Genomic DNA, 22,958 nt, shown 5'->3' with positions numbered 1-22,958 from the left:
AAACACAATGGTCATTCGAAAAAGCCGTTTTGAAATTAGGTGCGCCTGTTCCTAATTTTCATCGATAGCAGTAGTTTCGTCGTTCGATGTTGTTGGTTTCGACACACTGTTTTTGCAAGCAACCATTGCGGGAAAGTTGCCAATATTCAAGGCTTTAATTCGGAGTTATGCTGAAAAAGGACAACCAAAGTTTCTGTCGAATAGGAACGCGTAGTTAGAGCTTTCCCTTGCCGTTACATCTTGGGTACTTCACGCATCCCAGAAACTTTCCGTAACGACCTTTTCTTTCAACTAACCAACCTTCGCTGCATTTGGGGCAAGGCCGGTACGCTTGTCCGCAAACGCATTTGGCACGTTTACTTCGGTTGTCTCTTACCGGGAAGCCGATACCGCAGGCTGTGCAGGCAGGGAGTATGTTTCCGCACAGTTCTGTGTGTTCGCATCGATAGAACATTCCGCCGTCCTTTTTGGGAACGGCGAAAAGATGGCCTCCGCAGTCCCCACAAGCATGTGACTTGGCGACCGTCGTCTGCTTTGCTTCAACCCCATATTCCACGTCGTCCAGCAGCTCTCCGACAAACACAGATTGCCGGGCAGCTGAAGCCATGATGGTGAGGGTTTCTCGCGCTCGGGTCATTGCGACATACATGACACGCCGTTCTTCTGCGTGCTCGAAGGGCTCTGCCTCAGGCGAAACCATGGTGAGGAGAGGGTCATCAACAATTTCAGAGGGAAATCCGGTTCTCCCGCTGAAAACCTCCAGGAGGATGACGTGATCTGCTTCCAGGCCTTTGGATGAATGTATCGTTTTGAAGGTGATGTCGAGGTTGGGGTGCTCTTCCTTTTGCTTCCGGAGGTTGCCCAGTGCCGAGTGCCGATACCGCCCCAAGAGGAGAACAGAGATAGAGGCACCTTCGGATTTGGCTCGAGCTTGCAAGGTTGAGAGAACCGTAGACAACTTTTGCTCACTGTCGTGTCGGAACGTCGAAACGATCTGAATGGCTGGCCCCTTTGAGGTTCCTGCAGGAACAACCGTTTTCGTCAGCTGTGTCGGATTCCGAAGGACAAACCGACGCGCCGCAAATGCAATTTTGTCAACGGATCTAAAGGTGCGGCCCAGATCCACTGTACAGTGAATGCCAGTCGCACCGTCGAATTCCCCACCGAACTCAGAGCCGAAATTCCTCATCAGGTGAATATCGGACCCGGCAAAACGGTAGATCGACTGCCAATCATCCCCGACAGCAAACAGTCGAGCGTCGTCACGTTGAGAAAGTAACGCTTTGACAAGGCGAGCGCGACTGCGAGATATATCCTGAAACTCATCCACCAGGATGTGCCCGAACGGGCTCTTGAAACGGCCGTTTTCAGCATATTTTGCAGCTCGCAAGACCATGTCCTCAAAATCAATGCGACCACCAAGGCTCTGCTCATAGGCTTCGTGAACTGGTTTGAATATCGTTAGAAAAGCCGTGGCACGGCCTCCGAGTTTCGCCTTGGAGGCTTTTTGCTCGCAATCCCCAATGGTATATCCGCCACTTTTGAAGTTGCGGAGAAAGCTGCCCAGGAGACGCACAAAACCATCGATCTGATTCATCTCGACAACGCGATCAAAGAGTTCTTCACGTGGGCGTGGACGCAAGGTGGCGTACGGTTCAATCTTCTTCTCGAGTGCTTCGAGAAGCCGACCCTCTTGGCGTTCGTAGCTGTAGGTCTCAAGCAGCGAAGTGTCGTTTTCCTGATGGACACGGCGCTTCCAATCCATACCCTCGAGATATTCATCCCGATCAACCCATGGGGCTGTTGCGAGGCCTTCAGTCCCGTCACGCTCTCGTTTTTTTCTAACCCCGAAATGCTCGAGATACACGCCGCTTTTCGTCAGGCGAAAATCTGGGCAGTAGTTCCGCTTGGTCGGGTCAGACGTGTCGAACTCGTAGTCAGGTTCGTATTCATACTCGATACCGTTTTCATAGAGCCAGTTGGCAATCATAAGCTCTTCGAAACTCTTGACCTTTTCCCCTTGAAGCGTGCGGAGGTCCTCTTTCTCGAGATAGGTGTAGAAGTCGTGTTTACGTTTGAAATCCCATTCAGATTTTCCTTCCAGTCGCGCGGAGGAGAACCATTTGATGATCGCCTTGGAGGCTTCTGAGACCTTGGCAACAAGCTGGATCAGGATGTTCTTTATCAAATCCAGAAATGCGATGTCATCGGTCGCGTGCGCTGCGAGAGCGGGCTTTCCTCCTTCGACCTGGCCAATGATGTCATAGGCCAAGGCGTGGAATGTGCACGCCTCTACAGGTTCACCACATCTCTCCACGATGCGCTCGGACATTTCGGTCGCAGCATCTCGCGCAAAAGCAAGAAGCAATATTTCATGAGGTTTGCGGATTTCAGCCTTAATCAAGTAGCCAGCCTTGGCAGTGATGACACTTGTTTTTCCTGAGCCCGCTCCGGCAAGCACCAACGTCGCGTCTTCGTCCGCGATTATTGAAAGACGCTGTTCGGGTGTAAGGGGGTTCTTCTCAAAGCTGTCGAAGAAATCTGCCCATCGATCCAGTTGCTGTTTCTCAAACTTTGCGATCGCTTCATTGCGGAGTTTTTGGGGGGAGGACAGGAAGCCTCTAATTGTATTGATGTCGGCGATGAGAGTTTGATCAAGTGCTTCTGTTCTCAACCTGCAGAAGAGCTTTTGCTCGAGCTCCTGGGCTGAGTTTAGAACCGGGTTGAGAAGACAGGCGGATGGGTAACTTTTAGGTTCAGATAGCCCGTTGATCACAGCCAAGACGTCAGAAATCGTCTCAGATTGGGCGCTCAACTGGGATACATTGTGGGCGCGCCAAGCCTGCTCCACGGCCTTTGAAAACCGCTCTGTATTGCGTTTGTTTCCACAACGAATGCGGAGGAATGGATTGTCCGCCTCGGCTGTTAGGAGCAATTCCGAACCAAATGGTTTCTGGGTGATATTTGGAGTTTTGAGCAGATCAGATAGCTCAATCGTCACTGTTCGTGGCGCAAGGCTCGAAATCTTCGTTCCGTCGAAAGTAAGCGATGATGAGTTTCCTCGCCATTTGTCGAATAGAAGATAAATAACTTTGTTTGAATCTAAGTGCATTGGATCATGGTCGTAAACTAATAGGCGAATACCAATTGGGACAGGCTACTTCCAGCGCGATAACGGCCCTCGCGAAAGAAAACGAATTCATTGGATGCAGAGTTTCGCATTCGCCCAGTTGATCAAACACACCGTTCTTTCAAATTGTTCAATGATCAAATCTCCTGTCCATCAATAACAACCGTGGAACCAAAGAAATCTAAATGTCGGTCCAGAAGTTCTTGTCGGATCTCATGTGTAAGGCCATTTCCAACGGATAACCGTCGCTCGCGGAGGAAAGGCCGATGGTGCGTTTGCGGCTCTTCGCAAATGAATGTTCAGTTTCGAGTCTTTTATGTCGCTGTCGGAATTGGGCTGGCAAGCGCGCTTGATCAGGAGAGATGCCGATTATTCATGAGGTTGTAGGGCCTGACTGGGAATCCGGTACTGCTGTGTCTGAACCCACTGATAACATGGATATTTTCTATGATATGCTTCGAAAGAGTCTGTCACCTGAAAAGCTGTAAACATGGGATGACGAGGCGGGTTGGAGAATGATCTGTCATTCAGGGATCGCAGAAGATTTGTTCAGGCCGCGGCCCCGGTTGCAGGGTGATGCTTGATCGTGACATATCCCGTGAAACAAATGTTGTGGGGTATATATTGGCCAATTTCTTACCCCACGAAAAATATTTTGTAGGGTAGGGGTGACTTGTTTTCGTTGAATACCTGCCAAGGAGCTTCGAGCAAAACGATTTGTGGATACTACAAAATGAAAAAAGCCAGCATCCGAAAGGATGCCGGCTTCTTCCCTAATTTATCCCGCGAAGAAAGCCGCGTATTTCACGCTGCGCCGCCGATCTATTAGCATCTGCCGTGCCGACTTGAATGCTTTCCAGCATTCCATCAACCGGCGCTTCTCTTCCAGCTCGCGATCCCAAAGATCGTCGTAGCGGGTATCGGATTCCAGCGCGTATGACCCGTATCCGTCCCGATACTCGTTTAGATCTTTGACGAGGGCCTGTTCCATTTTTGGCCAGATATGCTCATCATAGCTCGAGAAGACTTCGCCTTCATTCAACCGGATAAGGGTATTTCCGAATTTGGCGTGGAGTTTTCCGTCTATTTCCGGAAAGCTTGCCCGCCATGATTTCGCAAGTTGACGACCAGTTCGGATGGCTTGAAGGGCCAAAAACTCGAGGTCAGGGAGGATTTCTTGAGATTGAGTCACTCTTGATCCTCCCATTAAGCTGCAAGTTCAAGTGCGAGGCTGTTATCAACTGCTTCAGCGGCGATGGCCTCAAGATGAGTGGTCAGCTCATCGGTTAGTACACAGATCTCCTCAACGACGGGATCATCTGGTTCTAAATCGGCAAACAGGCTTGTTTCGACTTTTTGAGGATCACCCACATATTGTAGAGAAAGCACCTTGTGAATTTCTATCAGATCGATCTTGGTATGACGGTTTAGCTGCCTGGTGGTGCGCAGGTGCTCAACCAGATGCTGAACTCGTTTTAGTGCTTCTCTCCCGCCGAGAAGAAACGCAGCATTTTGCACCGCTTCGTATCGGTCGTAGAGAAATATTAGTAATGCCTTTATGGCTGGGGAGGCTTGATACGTCATAAAGAACTCCTTCCTTGGTTGTGAATGTGACGATCAAGATGTTCGGCGGGGTGTCTTGGTGTTGTTTCATTTCATGGTCTCTTCCTGATGTTCTGTTGATTGGATGTGCCAGTTCAGCGCGTTCTTACCCCGAGGAATGCGCTGAACTGGTGATCTTCCAATCAGGCCTTCTTTCTTTAATTCTCATTGTGTTGAGTTGCGCTGTCTCGTGTGTCAGCGTGTCAAGGAAGTTCGGGCGAACAGCGGATTTTGTTGAAAATGGGCTCTAATCACCCCGTGCGGGTGATGATGCCCCGTTCTCAACATGACGCGGAAAATACGGAAATTACAGGGGCTTGTGGTGGCCAACGGGTACCGCCGGCCGCCATTAAATGTCCAGGTCCACGCCGGTTCCTCGGCAGGATGTGAGAAAGTTACCGAATTCCTTGGCAGCTCCAATACCTTCGGAATGGTCGTAGTGGCGGGCCGTCGTTGCCGCCGATTTGTGGTCGAGCAAAGACGTGGCAGCCCGCCCACCCCCGGCCAATGTTTCGCTGGCTTCGGTCGCAACATTGTCTCGCAAGCGCTGAATAGGGATCCTGACACCAAAGGCCTTCTCGGTCATGTTGCCGGTTAGCCTGCCAATTTGCTCTTCGCTGATTGCCGCGTTCCGAGATTTGACGGATGGAAACAGTGCCAAACCGTCGTCGAAGATTGGGCGAAATGATTGGCGGTACTCCAGGAGTGCCACTGCTAATTGGGCGTTTCGGAATGTCCGAATGAAAGGTTCACCTTGTTTTCGGTCTTCCGGGAGTTTCAGCATCGAAGCGGGGATGCAGACTTGGATGGTCTCGCTGTCGAGCAGCCTGAGTGTGCTGTCGAGCTCGAAGCATGATAAGGCTCGAGCGCGTTGTGGCACCGCCGTGCCAGTTGCCAGGATCAATCCGTTGCGAAATTGCAGGGCAGCGTGCAGACCACGCATTGAGCGCGATCTGGCTTCCTCGATGTGATGAAATCCAAGCCCATAGATTGCAGATGCGCCGACGAGTTGCGCGCCCGTCTTGGTGCTCGGGCCTTCGGACTTTGCACGCTCGCGCCAGTCGTTCGCAACGAACTCGCAGGCAGGGGATGAGAAGCTTGGCTCTACAAGTGAAACGCCACCCAGCATACGCAACATGTAGTCTGAAACCGAACGAATGGTCGCGGCCTGTCCATGCGCTCTATCTCTTTCGAGTAGATGCTTTCCGAAAGCTTCGAGCGTTGTACCGGTAGGCGTCAGGTCGAGACCGGAATGAGTGCAGAAGTCTTTCCATCTCCTCATCGCGTTGATGACCGATATGAAATAGCTGGCGCTCCAGATTTTACCTCCTGTGACCCGCTTTCCCTTCCTCGACAAAGCCATGTGTTCGGCCATGGGATGCCGCCACGTTGCGGGTAGGTGCCAGATGGCTTCCTCGACCTTTTTCCATGCAGATTTACGGGTCGGTTTCGGCGTGACACGATGGCTGCGCAGGATCTGCCCGAAATGCGCGGTCGGGCTTGGCCCCCATTTTTCACTCGCCAAGCGTTGAACATGAGCGAATTCGGCCAGGGCTCTTGCGCCGACTTCATCAACGCGCTGTTGCAGGTGGGCCGACAGTTCGGCCCTCCCGGGGACTGGATCTTCGAGGGTTGCAGAACGGATATCCGCGATGAGCTGAAGATGCTGGTTGTCAGTCATTTTTTGCTCCTTGTTGACCCCCTCCTTGGCGAGGTGGCGTCGAAATTCATGTTCAGTTTCTCCTGCCACTCATCCAGAACAAGCGTTTCATCGATCTCGGCGTAGTAGTCGAGGGTGGTTTGCAGGCTTTTATGACCCAACAGTCGCTGCACTTTTGGCAGATTATCCGGGCTGTCTTTCAGCCAGATCCATCCGATCAGGTGACGGTAAAGATGGGGGTGAATGCTCACCCCGACATGCCTCTCCAAAAGACGGGTCACACGCTTGAGCAGCGTGCTGAAGTGTTTGCCCCGCGCCTTCTCACCCTGTGACGGAAACAGGTAGGGGTTTTGCTTGTCTTCGGCACTGAGGATCCGTGGGCGAAGAACTTCGAGGTAGTTCCTCAAAAGACGGCTTGTTCGCTCACTCAGCGGAATGGGCAGGTCCGCATCGCCTTTGTCGCGCATTTTGACCTCGATGGCTGGGATGGTAAGCCGGGCCCGGTCGTCTTGCCAAGAGACCCAATCCAGCCGAGCACGCAACACGTTGTCGCTTCGGGGAGCTCGGCTCATCAGGATGTCGTGGGCCAATGCCGCCATGACGTCGCGGATCAGGTTGCTATCCATGACATCGACCTTGGCGGGAAGTGTGCCAGTCTTCTTTCCTTGTTGACGCCGGCGCCTGTCGATTTCAGTGTTCACGATTAAGATCACGGTGTCCGTCAGGTTCATGGTCTGAAATATCTTATCCTCGGTGAACTGATGGAGTTTTGCCCGATTTCTTGGTGAAATTCCTTTGAAGCCAGGGTTGTGAAGCGCGATGAGATCGGAAATCTCTTCCAGATCCTCAGCCGAGCGCCCCATGAAATCGGAGGCGATCTTGCGCATTGCCTTCAGAACACTTGAAACATAGCCGCTGGGAAATTCGCTCTTGTTACCATCTGCGAGCGTTTCCGCACCGATTTCGAGAAACTCGGGGTCTGTCAGTTCCTCGAGCGTCTCCGGGACAACGTCTGTTGCGGCAACAATAGCCTTGGCCATGGAGAGGACATAGCCCCGGCGGCAAGCCAATGTCTTTTCGGCCCACCGGCTTTTGCCGGTCAAAAACCCTTTCGAAGCCATGAGTGCAGGCGCGCCTGTTTCTTTTGGTTTTTCTGAGAGGACATGCCGTTTCTTCTTTGCGGCCCTGAGGCGCGCTTTCTTATCGGACACTGGATTTTCCATTGCGTCGAGCGAAGCGATGAAGTCGGTTCGCGACAGACCGTCTCGCGACATTCGGCCAGTGGCCCAAGGCGCAACCCGATTGTCGAACTCTTCGAGCAACGATGTGAGTTGGGAACTACAGACACCAAACTTGTCGCGGCCATCTTCGAATGGGTGCGAAGTGGCAGAAAACCCGAACTTCGAGAGTTCGGGATGGCCTGACAAGATTTGCAGTAGGCTCGCAATCTCGCGGACGTGTTTTTCGCATTGGGCTTCTCCTTTGGCAGAAACCCTGACTCGATGACGATAGTACCCAGCCAACGTTTCTGTTGTGACCTCGCTGGGCTGAATGCCTTCATCATTGAGGAAGAGGAGAAACGATCCCGAAATCAGTCGAGCAGATTCAGGCAGGTCGCTTTCCCGGATCGCTTCGTGGACCTCTTTGTAGACCCCTCCGATATCATCAATACGACGATTGCGCCGACGTGACTGCCCGCTACTTGCGGCACCTACCAGCATAGACCGGTAAGTCGCCATGCTGCCCTTGGTCAAATTGAAGCTGGCAGGTGTGTGGTGGTCGAAAAAGTCGATCACATCTTGCTTGCAGACGACTTTCAGTTCCGGCACCCAGCCAGCATTTCTGCAAAGCCAGCCCAGGCGCGAACTCAACGTGTTTTGCCCTGCGGCCTTGGCTTCCGTGATCAGGTCCGAATAAGTCCGTGGAGACTCCGCTCCAAGTTTGGAAAGGTCCTGGCCCATTGCATCTGATAGGGCGACGAGAGTCGTGTGACGGGGTTGGAGGCCTGGAATGTTTAGAATGTCGGCCACCGCCTTAGCGTTCAGACCCGCGCGCAGCGATAGAGACCGCCTGGATTCACCGTTGGTTTCGAGGTAATCGTTCAGGGTTTGCACGAGTGTCATCTTGCTTGCTCCAGTTCAAAGGATGATTGGTCATTCGAGGTCGAGATCCGGCCTTCCGATCTCAGGCCGGACTCGAAGCTCGAAGACCGCGAGCCACTCGTCTTTGACTGTCCAGGATTTTCCCAGTTTCGCCGCTTGCAGCTTGACCGGCCCGTTCGGTGTCGGGCAGCCGTGGTTGATCCAGTCCCGGATCGTGTGCGGGTCGCGCTTGAATATTTCGGCGACTTCGTTTGTTGAATAGTACATTGGTGTTTTCATTGGTTTCCTCCCTTTTTCTGGAGAGGAAATGGTTCCCTGCAGCGCCGAGCGGAAATTTTATAAGAAATAAAATAACTGCAGCGCATTGTTTACGTTCTTGTTCGCTGAGATTTGTTTGTCGGAGCTTTGTTGTGACCGAAAAATGGGTCACGCCAGTAATATGAAACCTATTTCCGGTCTGCCCCAAGTCTTCCGGATCAAACCGCTGTTTCCGTGGTTTCCGCAACAGACCGACTTCCCCGTCAGTTGAAATGAAACGGAAAACTGACGATGAACACGAATTTCTCCTCGACCGGCGCTCTGAGGGACGGATCTGGAAGGTTTACGGGGCAGGGCGCATTCGACAGCGGCTTGCCAGCACCCATGACAAAATTCACCACACTCACGGAGGTGGACGGTGATCTGCGCGAAGCGTTGGAAGGCGCCTATGAGGTTCTCGCAAGCTGTGCCGAAACAACCTGTGGCGTTGCTACCGTCGTATGTCGCGCAAGCCCAGGTGCAGGGAAAAGCCGGTTGGCAAGGTTATTGATGTCGGAAAAGGCGCGCCGGGGCGATGAATGCCGCGTGTCATTCCACTTGCCAACCTTGGATCTTGCCGAGGAAGCCGCCAACGAGGCTTGCGATCTTGGCCTTAAGGCGCAAGCAATACGTGGCCGTTCTGCTAAGCGCCAGGATGGCTTGGGAACGATGTGCGTTAAGGTCGATCTTGTTGAACGCGCCAGCCGATTGGGTATCGGTGTCCGTGACAGTTTTTGCAGGCGCGTCGAAGAGGATGGGAACGAAATACGGTGTCAGCACTTTTCCCAGTGCGCGTATCTGCAACAATTCCGGACCGAAGCGGAACACGCTTTCCTCGCCACGAATTATCTTTCCCTACCAGATCCGGTTGAGAAATGCGATTTGCGGATCGTCGATGAAACATTTTGGCAGCAGTTCTTGTCGATCAGGGATGTCCCAGTTGCGGCCTTCACCGAACCCCGCACCTTCTTTCCAAGATCGATGGCCTGCGACCATGCGGACCTTCTGGATGCAGCGAAGCAGGTCGCGGCGGCGTTGATTGGCGGGGCTTCTCCGCTATCCCTGTCGTTTTCATCCGAGGATTATTCAAAGTTTGCCGCGTTGGAGTGGCAGGGAAAGGCGCCAGACCCGAATTTGGCCCCTGATCAGAGCGGTGTTCTTCAAGACCAACTACTGAAACGTGCCGAATTTTGCTTTCGCCAAGTTTCCAGGTTCGCGGCGATTTGGTCTGTATTAGCTGCTGCAAAGGAGGCCGGCCTTTCAGAAACAGAGCGGCTTCGACTTCGCACGGATGGCGAAAGATATCTCATCCGGGTCTTGCGCCGCAAGGAACTATACCATTCCGAACCAATGCTGGTGCTTGATGCGGATGCCGACGACGACATCCTTTCTGCCCTCGGCTGTGATGTACGCACAAAGCACGAAGTCGCGCTTCGTCCCAATGCAAAAATCACACAGCTTCATGATCGTCGCATGACGAATGGGAGCCTGCTGACCAAGCCAGGCATTCGGGAAACTTGGCGGCAGATCATCGCCCGGGAAGTGCTCATCGACAAGTTGGGACACGATAGTGGCGTGTTGGTCGGCGCGACACGCAAGGTCGTCCGTGCGTTCTTCGAGGATGCCGGGCACTCCTTCGATGGAATGACCGAAGAACAGGTTTCCGAATTCATGCTCGAAACAAAGCTGCAAGGGGCCGATTGGCTCTGGTTCGGCGGTCGCGCGCTTGGTTCGAACAGGTACAAGGACTGCTCGAGTGTCGTTGTCATGGGACGAGAGGAGTTGCCGGTAACGGCGCTGGAGGATCAGGCACGGGCGCTTTGGGGAGATACACCGGGTATGCCCCTTGATCTAATAGAGCCAGATGAGACAGGATTGATGCGCATGCCTGCCGTAGAGGTTGCCTACGAAATGGCAGATGGATCGGCCAAGGCAGTCCAGACACCTTGCCACCCGGACCGGCGCGTCCGCCGTTTGCAGTTGCAGTCGCGCGAATACTCCTCTCGGCAGTTGATTGAACGCCTTCGTTTGGCTCGATCGTCTTATCGCAAACGAGTGCTCATTGGGTGCAACATACCGATCCCAGGAATGCCGGTTGATGAATTGATTTCCTGGCAGGACTTGTCTCCGCATAGGATTGAAGCGGCGGTTACGGATGGTCTCCTCGAAAAGGGCGGTATTAGGTTGTCGCCGGATGGATTAGTTCATGCCGCACCCAAAATCTTCACGAGTCTGGAAGCTGCCCGTACATTTCTAAAGAGGCACCGGCCTCAGAAAGAGTTTAACGATGGAAGATGCAGATGGCTCTGTGACGACGGGCGGATAGGAACGATCTCCTTCAAGAGGAAAATTCGCTATGCACGTGAAGAAACGGCTATTTTGTTCTTTGGAGAAGAAGGCTTAGCAGAAAATGCCGAGCGTCTCTGGGGTAGTCTTCGTGTTGTCGATTGCTGACGGCTTTCTTTGATGAATTCATCATGGGGTGTGTCAACGTGATAGGGCGATCTGATGCCGCTTCCAGTGCTGACGCAGTGCTTCAATTTGATCTGGATAATCTTCTGGTTGTGCGTCAGTTTGCCTCCATAGTTGTAATGTTGTTCGGAACAAAAAATGTACGCACTCAACAATCTGAGGCCCGGTGATGTCTTAACTGGGATTAACCCCAAGGCTCCCGTTCACGTGGTTGCCGTTTCGTGGATCGGTAAGCAGGCGGTGAATCTTGTGTACAGAGATGAAAGTGGCGTTGTTTCGGAAACAACTCTGTTCCCTGATGACGAGGCCCGCTTAGGTGTTGTTTCGGCTGGTCGACCATGGGCCCTTGACGGTGACGGCTCTTTGCTCCGTCTGTTGACAGAAGCTAACCGGATCAAGTTGGCCTATCATTTTGATCCCTTTCTGGCGATGCATACGAGCCTTGTTGAACCTCTGCCTCACCAGATTTCAGCGGTTTATGGAGAAATGCTTCCCAGGCAACCGCTCAGGTTTCTGTTGGCTGATGATCCTGGTGCAGGAAAAACCATCATGTCTGGCCTCCTAATCAAGGAGCTGATTGCGAGAAGTGATCTTGACCGTTGTTTGGTTGTCGCTCCTGGAAGCCTCGTCGAACAATGGCAGGATGAACTTGGTGAAAAATTTCATCTCGAGTTCGATATTCTGTCGAGAGACATGATCGAAACGTCGCGCTCAGGAAATCCCTTCAACGACCGTAAACGACTCATTGCGCGGCTGGATGTGTTGGCCAGAAATGAAGACCTCCAGGACAAGCTGCGAAAGGCAGAGGAATGGGATCTGATTATCTGTGATGAGGCTCACCGGATGTCCGCGACCTTCTTCGGTGGGGATGTCAAATACACAAAGCGCTATCAGTTAGGGCAACTCCTGGGAACAATTTGCCGACACTTTCTGTTGATGTCAGCAACACCGCACAACGGTAAGGAGGAGGACTTTCAACTCTTTATGGCTCTTCTGGACGGAGATCGTTTTGAAGGCCGATTTCGAGATGGTGTTCATTTTGCCGACACCACGGACATGATGAGGCGATTGACGAAAGAAGAACTTCTTAAATTCGACGGCCGGCCTTTGTTTCCGGAAAGACGCGCCTACACCGTCAAATACGAGTTGTCTGATCTCGAAGCGAGTCTCTATGCAGCTGTTTCGGACTACGTTCGAAATGAGATGAACCGAGTCATGAGATTTGCTGAAGGGGACGGGAAGAAACGCAACAATGTGGGGTTCGCTCTCCAGATTCTTCAAAGACGATTGGCGTCGTCCCCTGCAGCAATCTTCCAATCACTGAAACGCCGCCGAGAGCGATTGGAAGCAGAGTTGGGGGAGGCGAAAATTCAGCGGAGCGGAACACGTGCACGCTGGAAAGTTGAGATCGCGTCAGAAGAAGTCCTGAGAAACATTGATGAATTCAGCTACGATGAAGTTGAGGATATTGAGGATGAGCTGACTTCGTCGACCACAAGCGCTGAAAGCATCGAGCAGCTGGAAATAGAGGTGGAGACGTTAAAGGGGCTGGAACAAAAGGCTCTTCAAGTCTTGAGTTCGGGCAGAGATACGAAGTGGTCCCAACTCAACAAGATCCTCGATGACAATTTAATGTCTGACGACGAAGGCAACAGGCGAAAATTGATCATTTTCACGGAACCCAAAGATACTCTTTTCTATCTCCAGGAAAAGGTGAGATCACGAATTGGAAAGCCTGAAGCGGTTGAAGTTATACATGGTGGTGTAACACGCGAAGAACGGCGAAAAATCACAGAGCGGTTCATGCAGGACAAGGATCTTCTTGTCTTGATTGCCAACGATGCGGCGGGTGAAGGGGTCAACCTTCAACGGGGTCATTTAATGGTGAACTATGACCTGCCGTGGAACCCCAACAAAATCGAACAGCGATTTGGGCGCATTCACCGGATCGGACAAACAGAAGTTTGCCATCTTTGGAATTTAGTAGCAGCCGATACCAGGGAGGGTGAAGTATATGCTCGGCTGTTAGACAAATTGGAGGCAGCCCGCGAAGCTCTTGGCGGTCGAGTGTATGACGTATTGGGTGAACTCTTCGAGGGCACAGCGCTTCGAGATCTGCTGTTCGAAGCAATTCAGTATGGTGAACGACCAGATGTGAAAGCCCAACTCTTTCAAAAAGTAGACGGCGCAGTAGACCAAGGCCATCTTCTGGATCTACTCAAACGTAGGGCTCTTACCAACGAAACGATGCCTGCTGCGCAGGTTGAAGAAATTCGCAAGGAGATCGAAAGAGCCGAGGCTCAGAGGTTGCAGCCCCATCACATCCAAAGTTTCTTCGTTGAAGGCTTCAGAAGGCTGGGTGGGAAGCTGACAGAGCGGGAAGTAGGTCGGTTTGAACTGCACCACGTTCCAGTTGTACTTCGTGAACGTGATAGACAGATTGGACTGGGAGCACCTCTGCAAAAGAAGTATGAAAGGGTTTGTTTCGAGAAGTCGAAAATCAATCAGCAGCCGGTCGCGGAATTTGTCTGCCCAGGACATCCATTGCTCGAGTCTTTGATTAGCATCCTGCGTGAAAAGTACGGTCACGTCCTGAAACAGGGGTCGATATTCATAGACGATACCGATGAAGGTGATGTGCCTTCGGCGATTTTCCTCCTCGATCACGCTGTGAAAGATGCCAGTTTTACCGCTGACGGAGTGCCTCATGTTGTTTCCGAAAAACTTCAATTCGTCTCGGTAGATCAGGAGGGGACTACTGAGAGTGCGGGTATTGCTCCTCATCTCAACTTTCGGCCTGCAACCGATGAAGAGGTTGCTATCGCAGAGGGTGCTGGAGCGATTGATTGGTTTAAGCGCGGCATCGAGACCCAGGTCATCGAATACGCCACGTTGGAGTTGGCCCAGAAACACCTGTCAGAGGTTCGAGAAAGAAAGATTCCTGAAATCGAGAAGGTTGAGCGTGAGGTCAGAACACGTCTCAGGAAGGAGATCAATTTTTGGGACAATCGTGCAGCTGAGCTTCGGGAAGATGAGAGAGCGGGAAAGAAAACGCGTCTCAACTGGCGAAATGCTGAACGTCGGGCCGAGGAGCTTGCTGATCGTCTAAAGAGAAGGCTGGAAGCGCTCGAGAGCGAGAAGTTTCTATCGTCGGTTCCGCCAAACATCCGTGGTGGCATGCTTGTGCTGCCGAAGGGATTGATTGCTGCCAATCAACAGGGTTCTTCGTTTGGGGCCACAGGAGGGTTCTCCGAAGATCCTGTGGCAAGGCGGGAAATTGAACTCAAAGCCATGGAAGCTGTAACGGCTGCTGAGAAAGCTCTCGGCAACGAGCCGAAAGATGTTTCGGCTCAGAAGGTCGGGTATGATATTGAATCCTTTGATCCAACGACTGGTCATTTCAGGTTCATCGAGGTGAAAGGTCGCATCGACAGTGCTGACACGGTGATGCTTACCAGGCAGGAAATCATCACCTCTCTGCATGAGCCGGACAAATACATTCTCGCAATTGTGAAAATCACAGAGGGGTATGCGCAAGAGCCACGATATGTTCGGGGCGCGCTCCAGGAGCATGAACCCAGCTTCGATACAACGGCCATTCAGTTCAAGTTGAAGGGGTTGCTGGAACGATCGGAGGTGCCGAATTGAAACTCGGGTACACGGAATTCTCTTTCGGTTATGCCTTCACGGAAAACCTGGTGCGGGCTTCGGCGACACGGCCGTCTGGGGCACCGGTATTCCCCAACTTGGTGCAAGAGGCGCAGCTTGGGTACGACGTCCGGATCGACTACCCAGGCGTGCCAGTATTTTTCCAGTTCAAGCTTCCTGAGCTGATGGTCCGAGACACCGCAAAAGAGATTGCAACCCTCCGACTACGGGGGCTGTCCACACCGTTCTTCCGAATGCCTCTCATGAGGCGGGATCAGTCGGATCAGCACGCCCATCTCATCGCGCTTGAGAGGGACTTCCCAGGGGCTGTGTTCTACGCATCCCCATTGTTGGAAACCAACGGCGACTTCAACACCGCCTATTGCGCGGGCTCCGTTCATCAGCAAACCGCGCTTTTCTCCCCTAATGACATCGGCCCACTTCCTGACAACAAGTCTCATTCGGTGGCCTATACATCCGGGTCGATCTTGGCATGGCGCTGCTCGGAACCAAAAGAGGTGAAACTGAACACCTATGACAACCTTGATTTGACGCTGTCAAATCGGCTGACAGAACGCAAAGACACTGATTTCGAGGGCAGCATCCAAGAGGTGAGGCGAAAGATCGATCGATTTCTACCAAGCTCTATTCGCCAGGCGGAAGATCAACTCCGAGGTCGAATTCTGGAAAGGCGCTCTGCGCTTGAAGAAAGAGCGGAAGATGTTGCTCGGCCTGACGACGTAGAACGGGTCCAACACGCCACGACCGAGCTCTTGGTCGTCCGGGAACTCGCTCGCATCGGGCTCGGCGTTGATTTATTGATGGCCCAGCCGAGGCAATAACAACAAAAGATTCGGACCATGACTGAACCCTATAAAAAGAAACTGATCGAAGTCGCCATCCCCCTGGAAGCCATCAATGCGGCCTCTGCGCGGGAGAAGTCGATCAGGCATGGTCACCCCTCTACATTGCACCTGTGGTGGGCCAGGAGGCCTCTGGCGGCCTGTAGGGCGGTTTTGTTTGCTCAGTTGGTGGACGACCCTTCCAGCCACCCTGACAAATTTACGACGCATGAAGATCAGGAGGCCGAGCGCAACCGGCTATTCCAGATCATCGAAGATTTGGTGAAGTGGGAGAATTCGACTAACGATGAGGTTTTGGAACGGGCGCGGGTCGAAATCCGTAAGAGTTGCGGGGGAGAACTGCCACCGATTTATGATCCCTTCTCGGGTGGAGGTTCAATTCCGCTCGAAGCACAGCGCTTAGGGCTGCCTGCCTATGGGTCAGACCTGAACCCGGTCGCAGTCATGATCGGGAAGGCGATGATTGAAATTCCGCCAATGTTCAAAGACCTGGATCCTATCCACTCTGGGTTGAAAAATCTGAACCATTACCGAAACACGGAAGGTCTCGCGGAAGACGTGAAATTCTATGGTCAGTGGATGCGCGATAGAGCCCTCGAGAGCATAGGGCATCTTTACCCAGAAGTTGATCTTCCTGAAGAATTTGGGGGTGGGAAAGCATCAGCAATTGCTTGGATTTGGTCTCGCACGGTGCCCAGCCCAGACCCTGCGTTCTCAGACGTTCAAGTTCCTATAGCTTCCAGCTTTTTGTTGGGATCAAAAAAAGGCAAAGAAGCGAGCATTGTACCTATCGTCGACAAACAGAGTAAGACGATTACATACAAAATCCGGTACGGCGGAACACCTGAGGACATTAGGCTGGCCAAAAATGGCACAAAGGCTGGCAGGGGAAGCTTTCGGTGTTTGATTTCCGGTGCCGCAATCACGACTGATTATGTCAAAGAGGTCGCGATCAACGGGAAACTCGGCCAAGAGTTGATTGCGATAGTAGCGCAAGGCAAGGGTCGAAGAATTTATGTTCAACCCTCAAACCAGCACTCTGGTACTGCGCAGTCACCAATGCTCCACGAGACCGCTGAAGATTTTCGACAACACTTCCTGACTGGAGAAACACCTGCGCGCCTGACAGGAGGCACGTGTCATGGGTATGGTTTGGATACTTGGGGAAAACTATTCACTGACCGACAAATTGTCTCCCTCAAAACATTCGTGGAATTGCTTGATGACCTGCGAGATCGGGTTGAAGCGGATGCTTTGAACACCGGATTATTTCGAGAACAAGGGCGCTTGCAAGATGGAGTATTTTCCGCAAGGGCCTATGCCGAAGCTATAAGCATCTATCTGGCGTTTGCGATCAACCGATCAGTTGATCGCGGTTCAACGATTTGCACCTGGGATTCTTCGCCCAAAATGGAGGCATTGAGAAACACGTTTGGCCGACAAGCCTTACCAATGACCTGGGACTTTGCGGAGGGGAACCCGTTCTCATCGGCAAGCGGAAATTTTTTGAACAATGTCGAGTGGGTTCAAAAGTCGATCCAAAGATTTGTGCCAGCATCAAATGGGGTGGAAATTCAGCATGATGCGCAGACTCTGACCTATCCAGAAAACGTGGTGATCTCTTCAGATCCGCCTTATTACGACAATATTGGATACGCTGACCTCTCAGATTTTTTCTTTTGCTGGATGAAACCAGAACTAAAGAGCGTGTTTCCCAGGATATTTGGTATTCTGGCGACGCCAAAAGACGAAGAACTCGTAGCCACAGCCTTTCGGCACGGAGGGCGGGAGAGAGCGGAAGAGTTTTTCCTAAACGGAATGAGTTCCGCAATATTGAATATGGCAACTCAGTCTTCTGATGACTTTCCCGCCACGATTTACTACGCATTCAAACAAAGCGAAATTGATCAAGAAGGCATTAGCTCGACTGGTTGGGCTACTTTCTTGCAGGCGGTAGTTGAGGCCGGTTTCGCTGTAGTAGGGACTTGGCCGCTTCGCACTGAAATGGCAAACCGAATGGTCGCTTCTGGTACTAATGCTCTTGCCAACTCTGTCGTGCTTGTTTGTCGCAAGAGGGAGGTTGCGGCTGAAGTAATTACACGCGCTGAGTTCGTACGAGCATTGCGGCGAGAGTTGCCCCCTGCAATTGAAGAACTTCAGGAAGCGAATATCTCTCCTGCGGACATGCCGCAGTCGGCCATTGGCCCTGGTATGGGGGTGTTCTCGCGCTACAAGGCCGTTCTTGAAGCAGACGATAGCCATATGTCTGTGAAGACAGCTCTGCAGCTCATCAACCGAGAACTCAGCGAGTACCTGGATGGTGTGATCGGCGACTTCGATGCTGACACGGGTTTTGCCATCAAATGGTTCGAGCTCTTCGGTATGGGCAAGGGGGACTACGGCACCGCCAACAACATCGCAATGGCTCGGGGTATTGCAGTTGAGAGTGTGAAACACGCAGGGATCGTGGAAAGTGCCGCTGGTGAAGTCCGGATCCTGAAGCGTGAGGAAATGGATCCTGACTGGGAACCAGAAACAGACTCTCACCTGACCATCTGGGAATGCTGCCAGTATCTGATCCGCTCTCTGGAAAATGACGGCTCCTATGCGGCGGCTGAGCTCTTGAAGCGGATCGGCTCTGAGAAGGCTGAAGCTGTCAAAGATCTGGCCTACTGCCTGTATGACATCAGCGCGAACAAGCGCCAGGATGCCGCCGAGGCGCGCTCCTACAACGCCCTGATCGCGGATTGGACGGAACTGACCCGTCAGGCCGCCACCATCAATTACGTCGGCAAAGACCGGCAAATGAGATTTGAAGTCTGAGGTAATTCGAGATGGCAAAGAGTACTCGCCAATATGTCTTTGAAGGCATGGAGCACATGCAAGAGGGGCTGCATCCCTTCGTGATGCGAGCCCTTGAGGCTGGCCTTGGGAAAGGCTGGCCGCAGGAGGTGATCTCCCGCTTTCCGGAATGGCGGCCAGAGCAGAATGGCAAATTCACGCTCGATACCCAGAAACTTTTGAAGATCATGGAGCGGTTCTGGAATGATGCTTTCCGGAACGATCTTGAACGGACGCATCGCTCGATCGTCAACGAGCTGATCGATGTGCGTAACAAGCTCGCCCATGATGGAAAGTTCTCCTATGACGATGCAGAGCGTGCCCTGGACAGTATGCGGAGGCTTCTTGAGGCTACCGAGGCGCTGAACTCGGCAGAGACCATCGGTGCGATGAGGAAGACCATCATCCGCACCCAATTGTCTGAACAGGCGCGCAATGAAGAGCGTCGGAAGACGGCCAGCACTTCGATCTCCGCGGAAACAGTGGCTGGGCTTTTGCCCTGGCGTGAAGTGGTCGAACCTCATGAGGACGTTGCCACCGGGAACTTCCAACAAGCAGAGTTTGCGGCTGATCTGGGAAAGGTTCACGCCGGCAGCGCCCCCTCTGAATACAGTGACCCGAAGGAATTCTTCAGTCGGACCTACCTTACTGACGGTTTGAGTGCGTTGCTCGTAGGGGCCGCTAAGCGCCTGTCAGGGACGGGTGGAGACCCGGTTGTCGAACTCCAAACGAATTTCGGTGGCGGAAAGACGCACTCGATGCTGGCCTTGTACCACATGGCCGGAAAGACCCGGATTTCAGATCTTCCAGGCTTGGATCAACTGCTGTCCGAAGGGGGCAACTCCGTACCTGATGGCATCAGTCGGGCTGTTCTGGTTGGCACGGCGCGAGGCCCTCAGGAGGTCATCAAGAACGAAGCTGGGCAGGAAATCCGGACCACCTGGGGGGAAATGGCTTGGCAGCTGGGAGGTGCCGAGGCCTTTGCCATGGTGGCGGAAAATGATGCCAAGGGCATTGCTCCCGGCTCCGACCTTCTCGAAGCGCTGTTCCGCAAATGTGGGCCTTCGCTCATCCTGATCGATGAGTGGGTTGCCTACCTTCGTCAAATTTACAACGTCGAGGGTCTTCCTTCGGGATCTTTCGATGCCAACCTATTCTTTGTCCAAGCATTGACCGAAGCAGTAAAAACCAGCCCCCAGACGCTATTGGTTGCCTCTCTGCCCCAATCCCAAATCGAAGTGGGCGGAACCGGTGGTGAAGAGGCCTTGGCTCGTCTCAAGCAAACCTTCTCTCGGGTTGGAACAGGCTGGCGCCCGGCGTCTCAGGAAGAAAGCTACGAGATCGTACGGCGCCGCCTGTTCAAAGAGGTTTCTGCCGACAACTTCCGCCATCGCGACAACACGTTGAAGCAATTTGCCAAGCTCTATCGGGAGAACGCCAGTGATTTCCCTCAAGGTTGTGCAGACGAGGATTATCGTCGAAAGTTGGAAAAAGCCTATCCCATCCACCCTGAGGTCTTCGATCAGCTCTACACGAGTTGGGGGGCATTGGAGAAATTCCAGCGTACAAGGGGCGTGCTGCGCCTAATGGCACAGGTCATTCATGAGCTGTGGATGAACAATGACCCGTCGGTAATGATCATGCCCGGCAGTATTGCAATTAGCTCGCCGCGGGTGGAACCAGAGCTACTTCATTATCTCGACATTGCTTGGCAATCGATTATCGATGGTGACGTCGATGGCGTGAACTCCACGCCCTACAAGATCGATCAATCCGCTCCAAATCTCAACAGGTTCTCCGCGACCAGGCGAGTTGCTCGAACGGTGTTCCTGGCAACTGCACCTTCAAGAGATCAGGAGAATCGCGGTCTTGATGACCGTCGGATAAACTTGGGTGTTGTGCAGCCTGGAGAAAAGGCAGCCATTTTCAGTGACGCACTTCGCCGTTTGGCCAACAACGCCAGATTTATGCACGGAGACATGGGGCGGTATTGGTATTCTATGTCCGCCAGCCTCAACAGGCTTGCAGCAGACCGGGCAGCGGAGATCGAAGATGCTCTTATCCAGGTAGAAGTCGACAAGGCATTGGCTGGCTATATCGGTGGGATCGGCGATAGAGGTTTCTTCGACGCCGTTCAGGTTTGCCCAAGTAACTCTTTGGATGTTCCCGATGAGCCTGGCGGTGTGAGAGTTGTTGTCCTTGGAGTCAAACACCCTCATAACGGTCGCCCTGGCTCGGAAGCGGAAGTCGAAGCGAAGGACATTCTGGCTCATCGTGGAACTTCGCCTCGAGTGTATAGTAATACTCTTGTATTTCTTGCGGCAGACCGGCGCCAATTGGACAATCTTCAGGAAGCCATACGGCTGTCGCGAGCTTGGAACAGCATTTTGAATGAAACGGATCGTCTCAACCTTCGCCAGAGCGATATCTCATTGGCGAAAGAAAAGGTGTCCGAGGCTCAAGATACTGTTGCAACAAGGCTCAAAGAAGCATGGTGCTACCTTCTGTTCCCGACCCAAGACAGCGCAACCTCTGAGATGGAATGGTCATCTGCGAAGATTCCATCACAAGAGGGGCTATTGGCCCGCGCCAGCAAGAAGCTTGTCAGCGATGAAGGGCTTTTCACAGAATTGGGGCCAGCTCGACTAAACCGCGAGCTCGAGAAGTACATTTGGAATGGAAGAAGCCAGCTGCCTCTAAAGGACATCTGGGAGTATTCTAACCGTTATATCTACCTTCCGAGACTTAGAAGCCGAACGGTTCTGATCGCCTGTGTTCAAGCCGCCATTTCAGGGATTGTCCCAGGGCCATTTTCCTATGCTGAAAGCTATGATGAAGGAACAGGTTACGAAGGCCTACATTTGCAGAGCGCGGGTCACGCGATTGTAGCTATTGACGATCGAAGCGTCTTGGTCGCTGCCGATGTTGCTGAAGAAGAATTTGGAAAGCTGGCGGCTCAAGAAAAACCCGATGGTGACCAGGACGGCGGAAGCCCAGCGAACCCAGGAGGGTCAGAGGACAAGCCTTCTGAAGGGGCCGGCGATGGTGCGAAAGGCGAGGAGGTTGAGGCTTTGCCGACGCGCTTTACCGGCAGTGTTCAGATTTCTTCAGATCGACCTGCCCATGAAATGCGCCAAGTGGTGGAGGCTATAGTCGAACAGCTTACCGATCTTCCAGGAGCGAAGGTCTCGCTGATACTTGAAATAGATGCTGAGGTGGCGTCTGGACTTGATAAATCGGTGGTAAGAACCTTGACAGAGAACGCCAACACATTGGGTTTTGACGATAAAGTCATCAGCTAAGTCTGGCAGGGCGATATAACTGAAATATAGTTGGTTTTCCGTTGTTTTCATAGGAAGCAATGCTTTGTCGTGCACGACCGCCAACCTGCTTCGAGTGCCATGCGAGAGCACGCTGCAAACAAGGCGCAGGGTAAGGCCCGGACGGGATCGGATTTTATCGAAACTAAGACGGCTCCGGAGATTCAAAATCCCCGGCGCCTCGTTCTATTCTCAAGTTATTTAGTAATTGCATAGGCAGCGGTTAGATCGATGAAACACCTACTTCATCGAATGAAGTTCCACGGGAGACCTGGTTAAGTCGGCATTTCCTTCTTGCGGCAGGAGTTTTTTCGACGCTCCATCTCGTGAATTAAGGCTTTAATCTTTCATACATCGAAAACTAACCTGCCAACGGTGGGGCGGTCTGGAATTTCCAGAGACTCGTCCAGTTTAGTGGCGTCGAGCAGCGGCAAGCTGGATTTTGTTCCAATTGTTGATTTCAAAAAGTTGTCCTTTTTTGACTGAATAGCCTTGATGCTCCAAGCTACATTCTGCTCTCGCCGAAGATGGTTGAGAGCAAAATCGTCGTCGCTAAGCTTTTCCAGGAGTCTGATGTTTGCCACGAGTTCTCCGCATTGAACTTCCGGCAGTCGTAGTTGTTTTGCAGAAGATCTCATGAACCGAATTATCTCCGGCAAAACCGCTTCGCACCGATCGATAAAACACTGAAGTCGAAGCAATTTGCCAGAGAAGTTGCTGTCTACGAACAGAGGGAGTTTCAGCGTCTGGAAGTCAACGAGTGGCCTTTTGAAGCACTTGGTGACAGAGAGCGTCAATTTTTCCACTTTTGTAATAGAGCGCCAGCTTCAAGCGTACACCGTCGTCTAACATGATCTCAGCAAAAGCATTCTTGAGTGTGTGGTCGCTCGCGTTTACACGGATTTGCACTTCGTTCATCTTGATCTCCTGGATTGAGGTTTGACCAGGCAAAGGTCTGAGTGTTGCTTGCTGAGAGATCACCCCCATGTCGGTAGATTTGTGGTTGTGGTGTGTTTGAGTGGT

The 22,958-nt window shown here is 52.5% G+C and carries 13 protein-coding genes; 5 read left to right on the top strand and 8 right to left on the bottom strand.

All coding sequences use genetic code 11. From position 1 onward, the window contains the following. Positions 1 to 214 precede the first annotated feature (214 nt). The 6 genes from ACP15F_RS07040 to ACP15F_RS07015 form a co-directional block, all read right to left on the bottom strand. Positions 215 to 3,112, bottom strand: a complete 2,898-nt coding sequence (locus tag ACP15F_RS07040; RefSeq protein ID WP_424940107.1) for a UvrD-helicase domain-containing protein — start codon at positions 3,110 to 3,112, stop codon at positions 215 to 217. 796 nt (positions 3,113 to 3,908) lie between these two features. Next, a complete protein-coding gene (locus ACP15F_RS07035; RefSeq protein WP_424940106.1) occupies positions 3,909 to 4,322 on the bottom strand; it encodes a hypothetical protein in 414 nt (137 codons plus the stop codon). A 14-nt stretch (positions 4,323 to 4,336) separates the two neighbouring features. After that, on the bottom strand, positions 4,337 to 4,714 hold the full coding sequence (locus tag ACP15F_RS07030) for a hypothetical protein (RefSeq protein WP_424940105.1): 378 nt from the start codon (positions 4,712 to 4,714) through the stop codon (positions 4,337 to 4,339). A gap of 367 nt (positions 4,715 to 5,081) precedes the next feature. Then, positions 5,082 to 6,413: a hypothetical protein gene (locus tag ACP15F_RS07025; RefSeq protein WP_424940104.1), complete on the bottom strand. Its 1,332-nt coding sequence runs from the start codon at positions 6,411 to 6,413 to the stop codon at positions 5,082 to 5,084. Continuing rightward, positions 6,410 to 8,515 carry a tyrosine-type recombinase/integrase gene (locus ACP15F_RS07020; protein WP_424940103.1) on the bottom strand — a complete coding sequence of 702 codons (2,106 nt, stop codon included), beginning with the start codon at positions 8,513 to 8,515 and terminating at the stop codon, positions 6,410 to 6,412. The genes ACP15F_RS07025 and ACP15F_RS07020 overlap by 4 nt, the downstream gene beginning before the upstream one ends. 30 nt (positions 8,516 to 8,545) lie before the next feature. Then, positions 8,546 to 8,773: a helix-turn-helix domain-containing protein gene (locus ACP15F_RS07015; RefSeq protein WP_424940102.1), complete on the bottom strand. Its 228-nt coding sequence runs from the start codon at positions 8,771 to 8,773 to the stop codon at positions 8,546 to 8,548. Positions 8,774 to 9,043: 270 nt separating this feature from the next. Here ACP15F_RS07015 and ACP15F_RS07010 point away from each other — a divergent pair, with 270 nt between their 5' ends. The 5 genes from ACP15F_RS07010 to ACP15F_RS06990 all read left to right on the top strand — a co-directional run bounded on the left by ACP15F_RS07010 (position 9,044) and on the right by ACP15F_RS06990 (position 21,917). Beyond that, the gene (locus tag ACP15F_RS07010; protein ID WP_424940101.1) at positions 9,044 to 11,245 is read left to right on the top strand and encodes a hypothetical protein; all 2,202 of its coding nucleotides are present in this window, start codon (positions 9,044 to 9,046) and stop codon (positions 11,243 to 11,245) included. A gap of 156 nt (positions 11,246 to 11,401) precedes the next feature. After that, positions 11,402 to 14,911, top strand: coding sequence for a protein NO VEIN domain-containing protein (locus tag ACP15F_RS07005; protein ID WP_424940100.1), 3,510 nt, complete (start codon positions 11,402 to 11,404; stop codon positions 14,909 to 14,911). Next, a complete protein-coding gene (locus ACP15F_RS07000) occupies positions 14,908 to 15,753 on the top strand; it encodes a hypothetical protein (RefSeq protein WP_424940099.1) in 846 nt (281 codons plus the stop codon). The genes ACP15F_RS07005 and ACP15F_RS07000 overlap by 4 nt, the downstream gene beginning before the upstream one ends. 18 nt (positions 15,754 to 15,771) lie before the next feature. Next, the gene (locus ACP15F_RS06995; RefSeq protein WP_424940098.1) at positions 15,772 to 18,597 is read left to right on the top strand and encodes a DUF1156 domain-containing protein; all 2,826 of its coding nucleotides are present in this window, start codon (positions 15,772 to 15,774) and stop codon (positions 18,595 to 18,597) included. Between the two features lie 11 nt (positions 18,598 to 18,608). Further along, positions 18,609 to 21,917, top strand: a complete 3,309-nt coding sequence (locus ACP15F_RS06990; RefSeq protein WP_424940097.1) for a DUF499 domain-containing protein — start codon at positions 18,609 to 18,611, stop codon at positions 21,915 to 21,917. Between the two features lie 365 nt (positions 21,918 to 22,282). On the opposite strand, the gene ACP15F_RS06985 is transcribed toward ACP15F_RS06990, so the two are convergent. After that, the gene (locus ACP15F_RS06985; RefSeq protein ID WP_424940096.1) at positions 22,283 to 22,573 is read right to left on the bottom strand and encodes a hypothetical protein; all 291 of its coding nucleotides are present in this window, start codon (positions 22,571 to 22,573) and stop codon (positions 22,283 to 22,285) included. Positions 22,574 to 22,688: 115 nt separating this feature from the next. Beyond that, on the bottom strand, positions 22,689 to 22,853 hold the full coding sequence (locus tag ACP15F_RS06980) for a hypothetical protein (protein ID WP_424940095.1): 165 nt from the start codon (positions 22,851 to 22,853) through the stop codon (positions 22,689 to 22,691). Between the last annotated feature and the right edge of the window lie 105 nt (positions 22,854 to 22,958).

This window comes from Aliiroseovarius sp. S253 (genome assembly GCF_049800855.1).
Lineage (GTDB): Bacteria > Pseudomonadota > Alphaproteobacteria > Rhodobacterales > Rhodobacteraceae > Aliiroseovarius.
The sequence above is the reverse complement of the archived record's forward strand: the minus strand, read 5'-3'. Positions and strand labels throughout refer to the sequence as shown.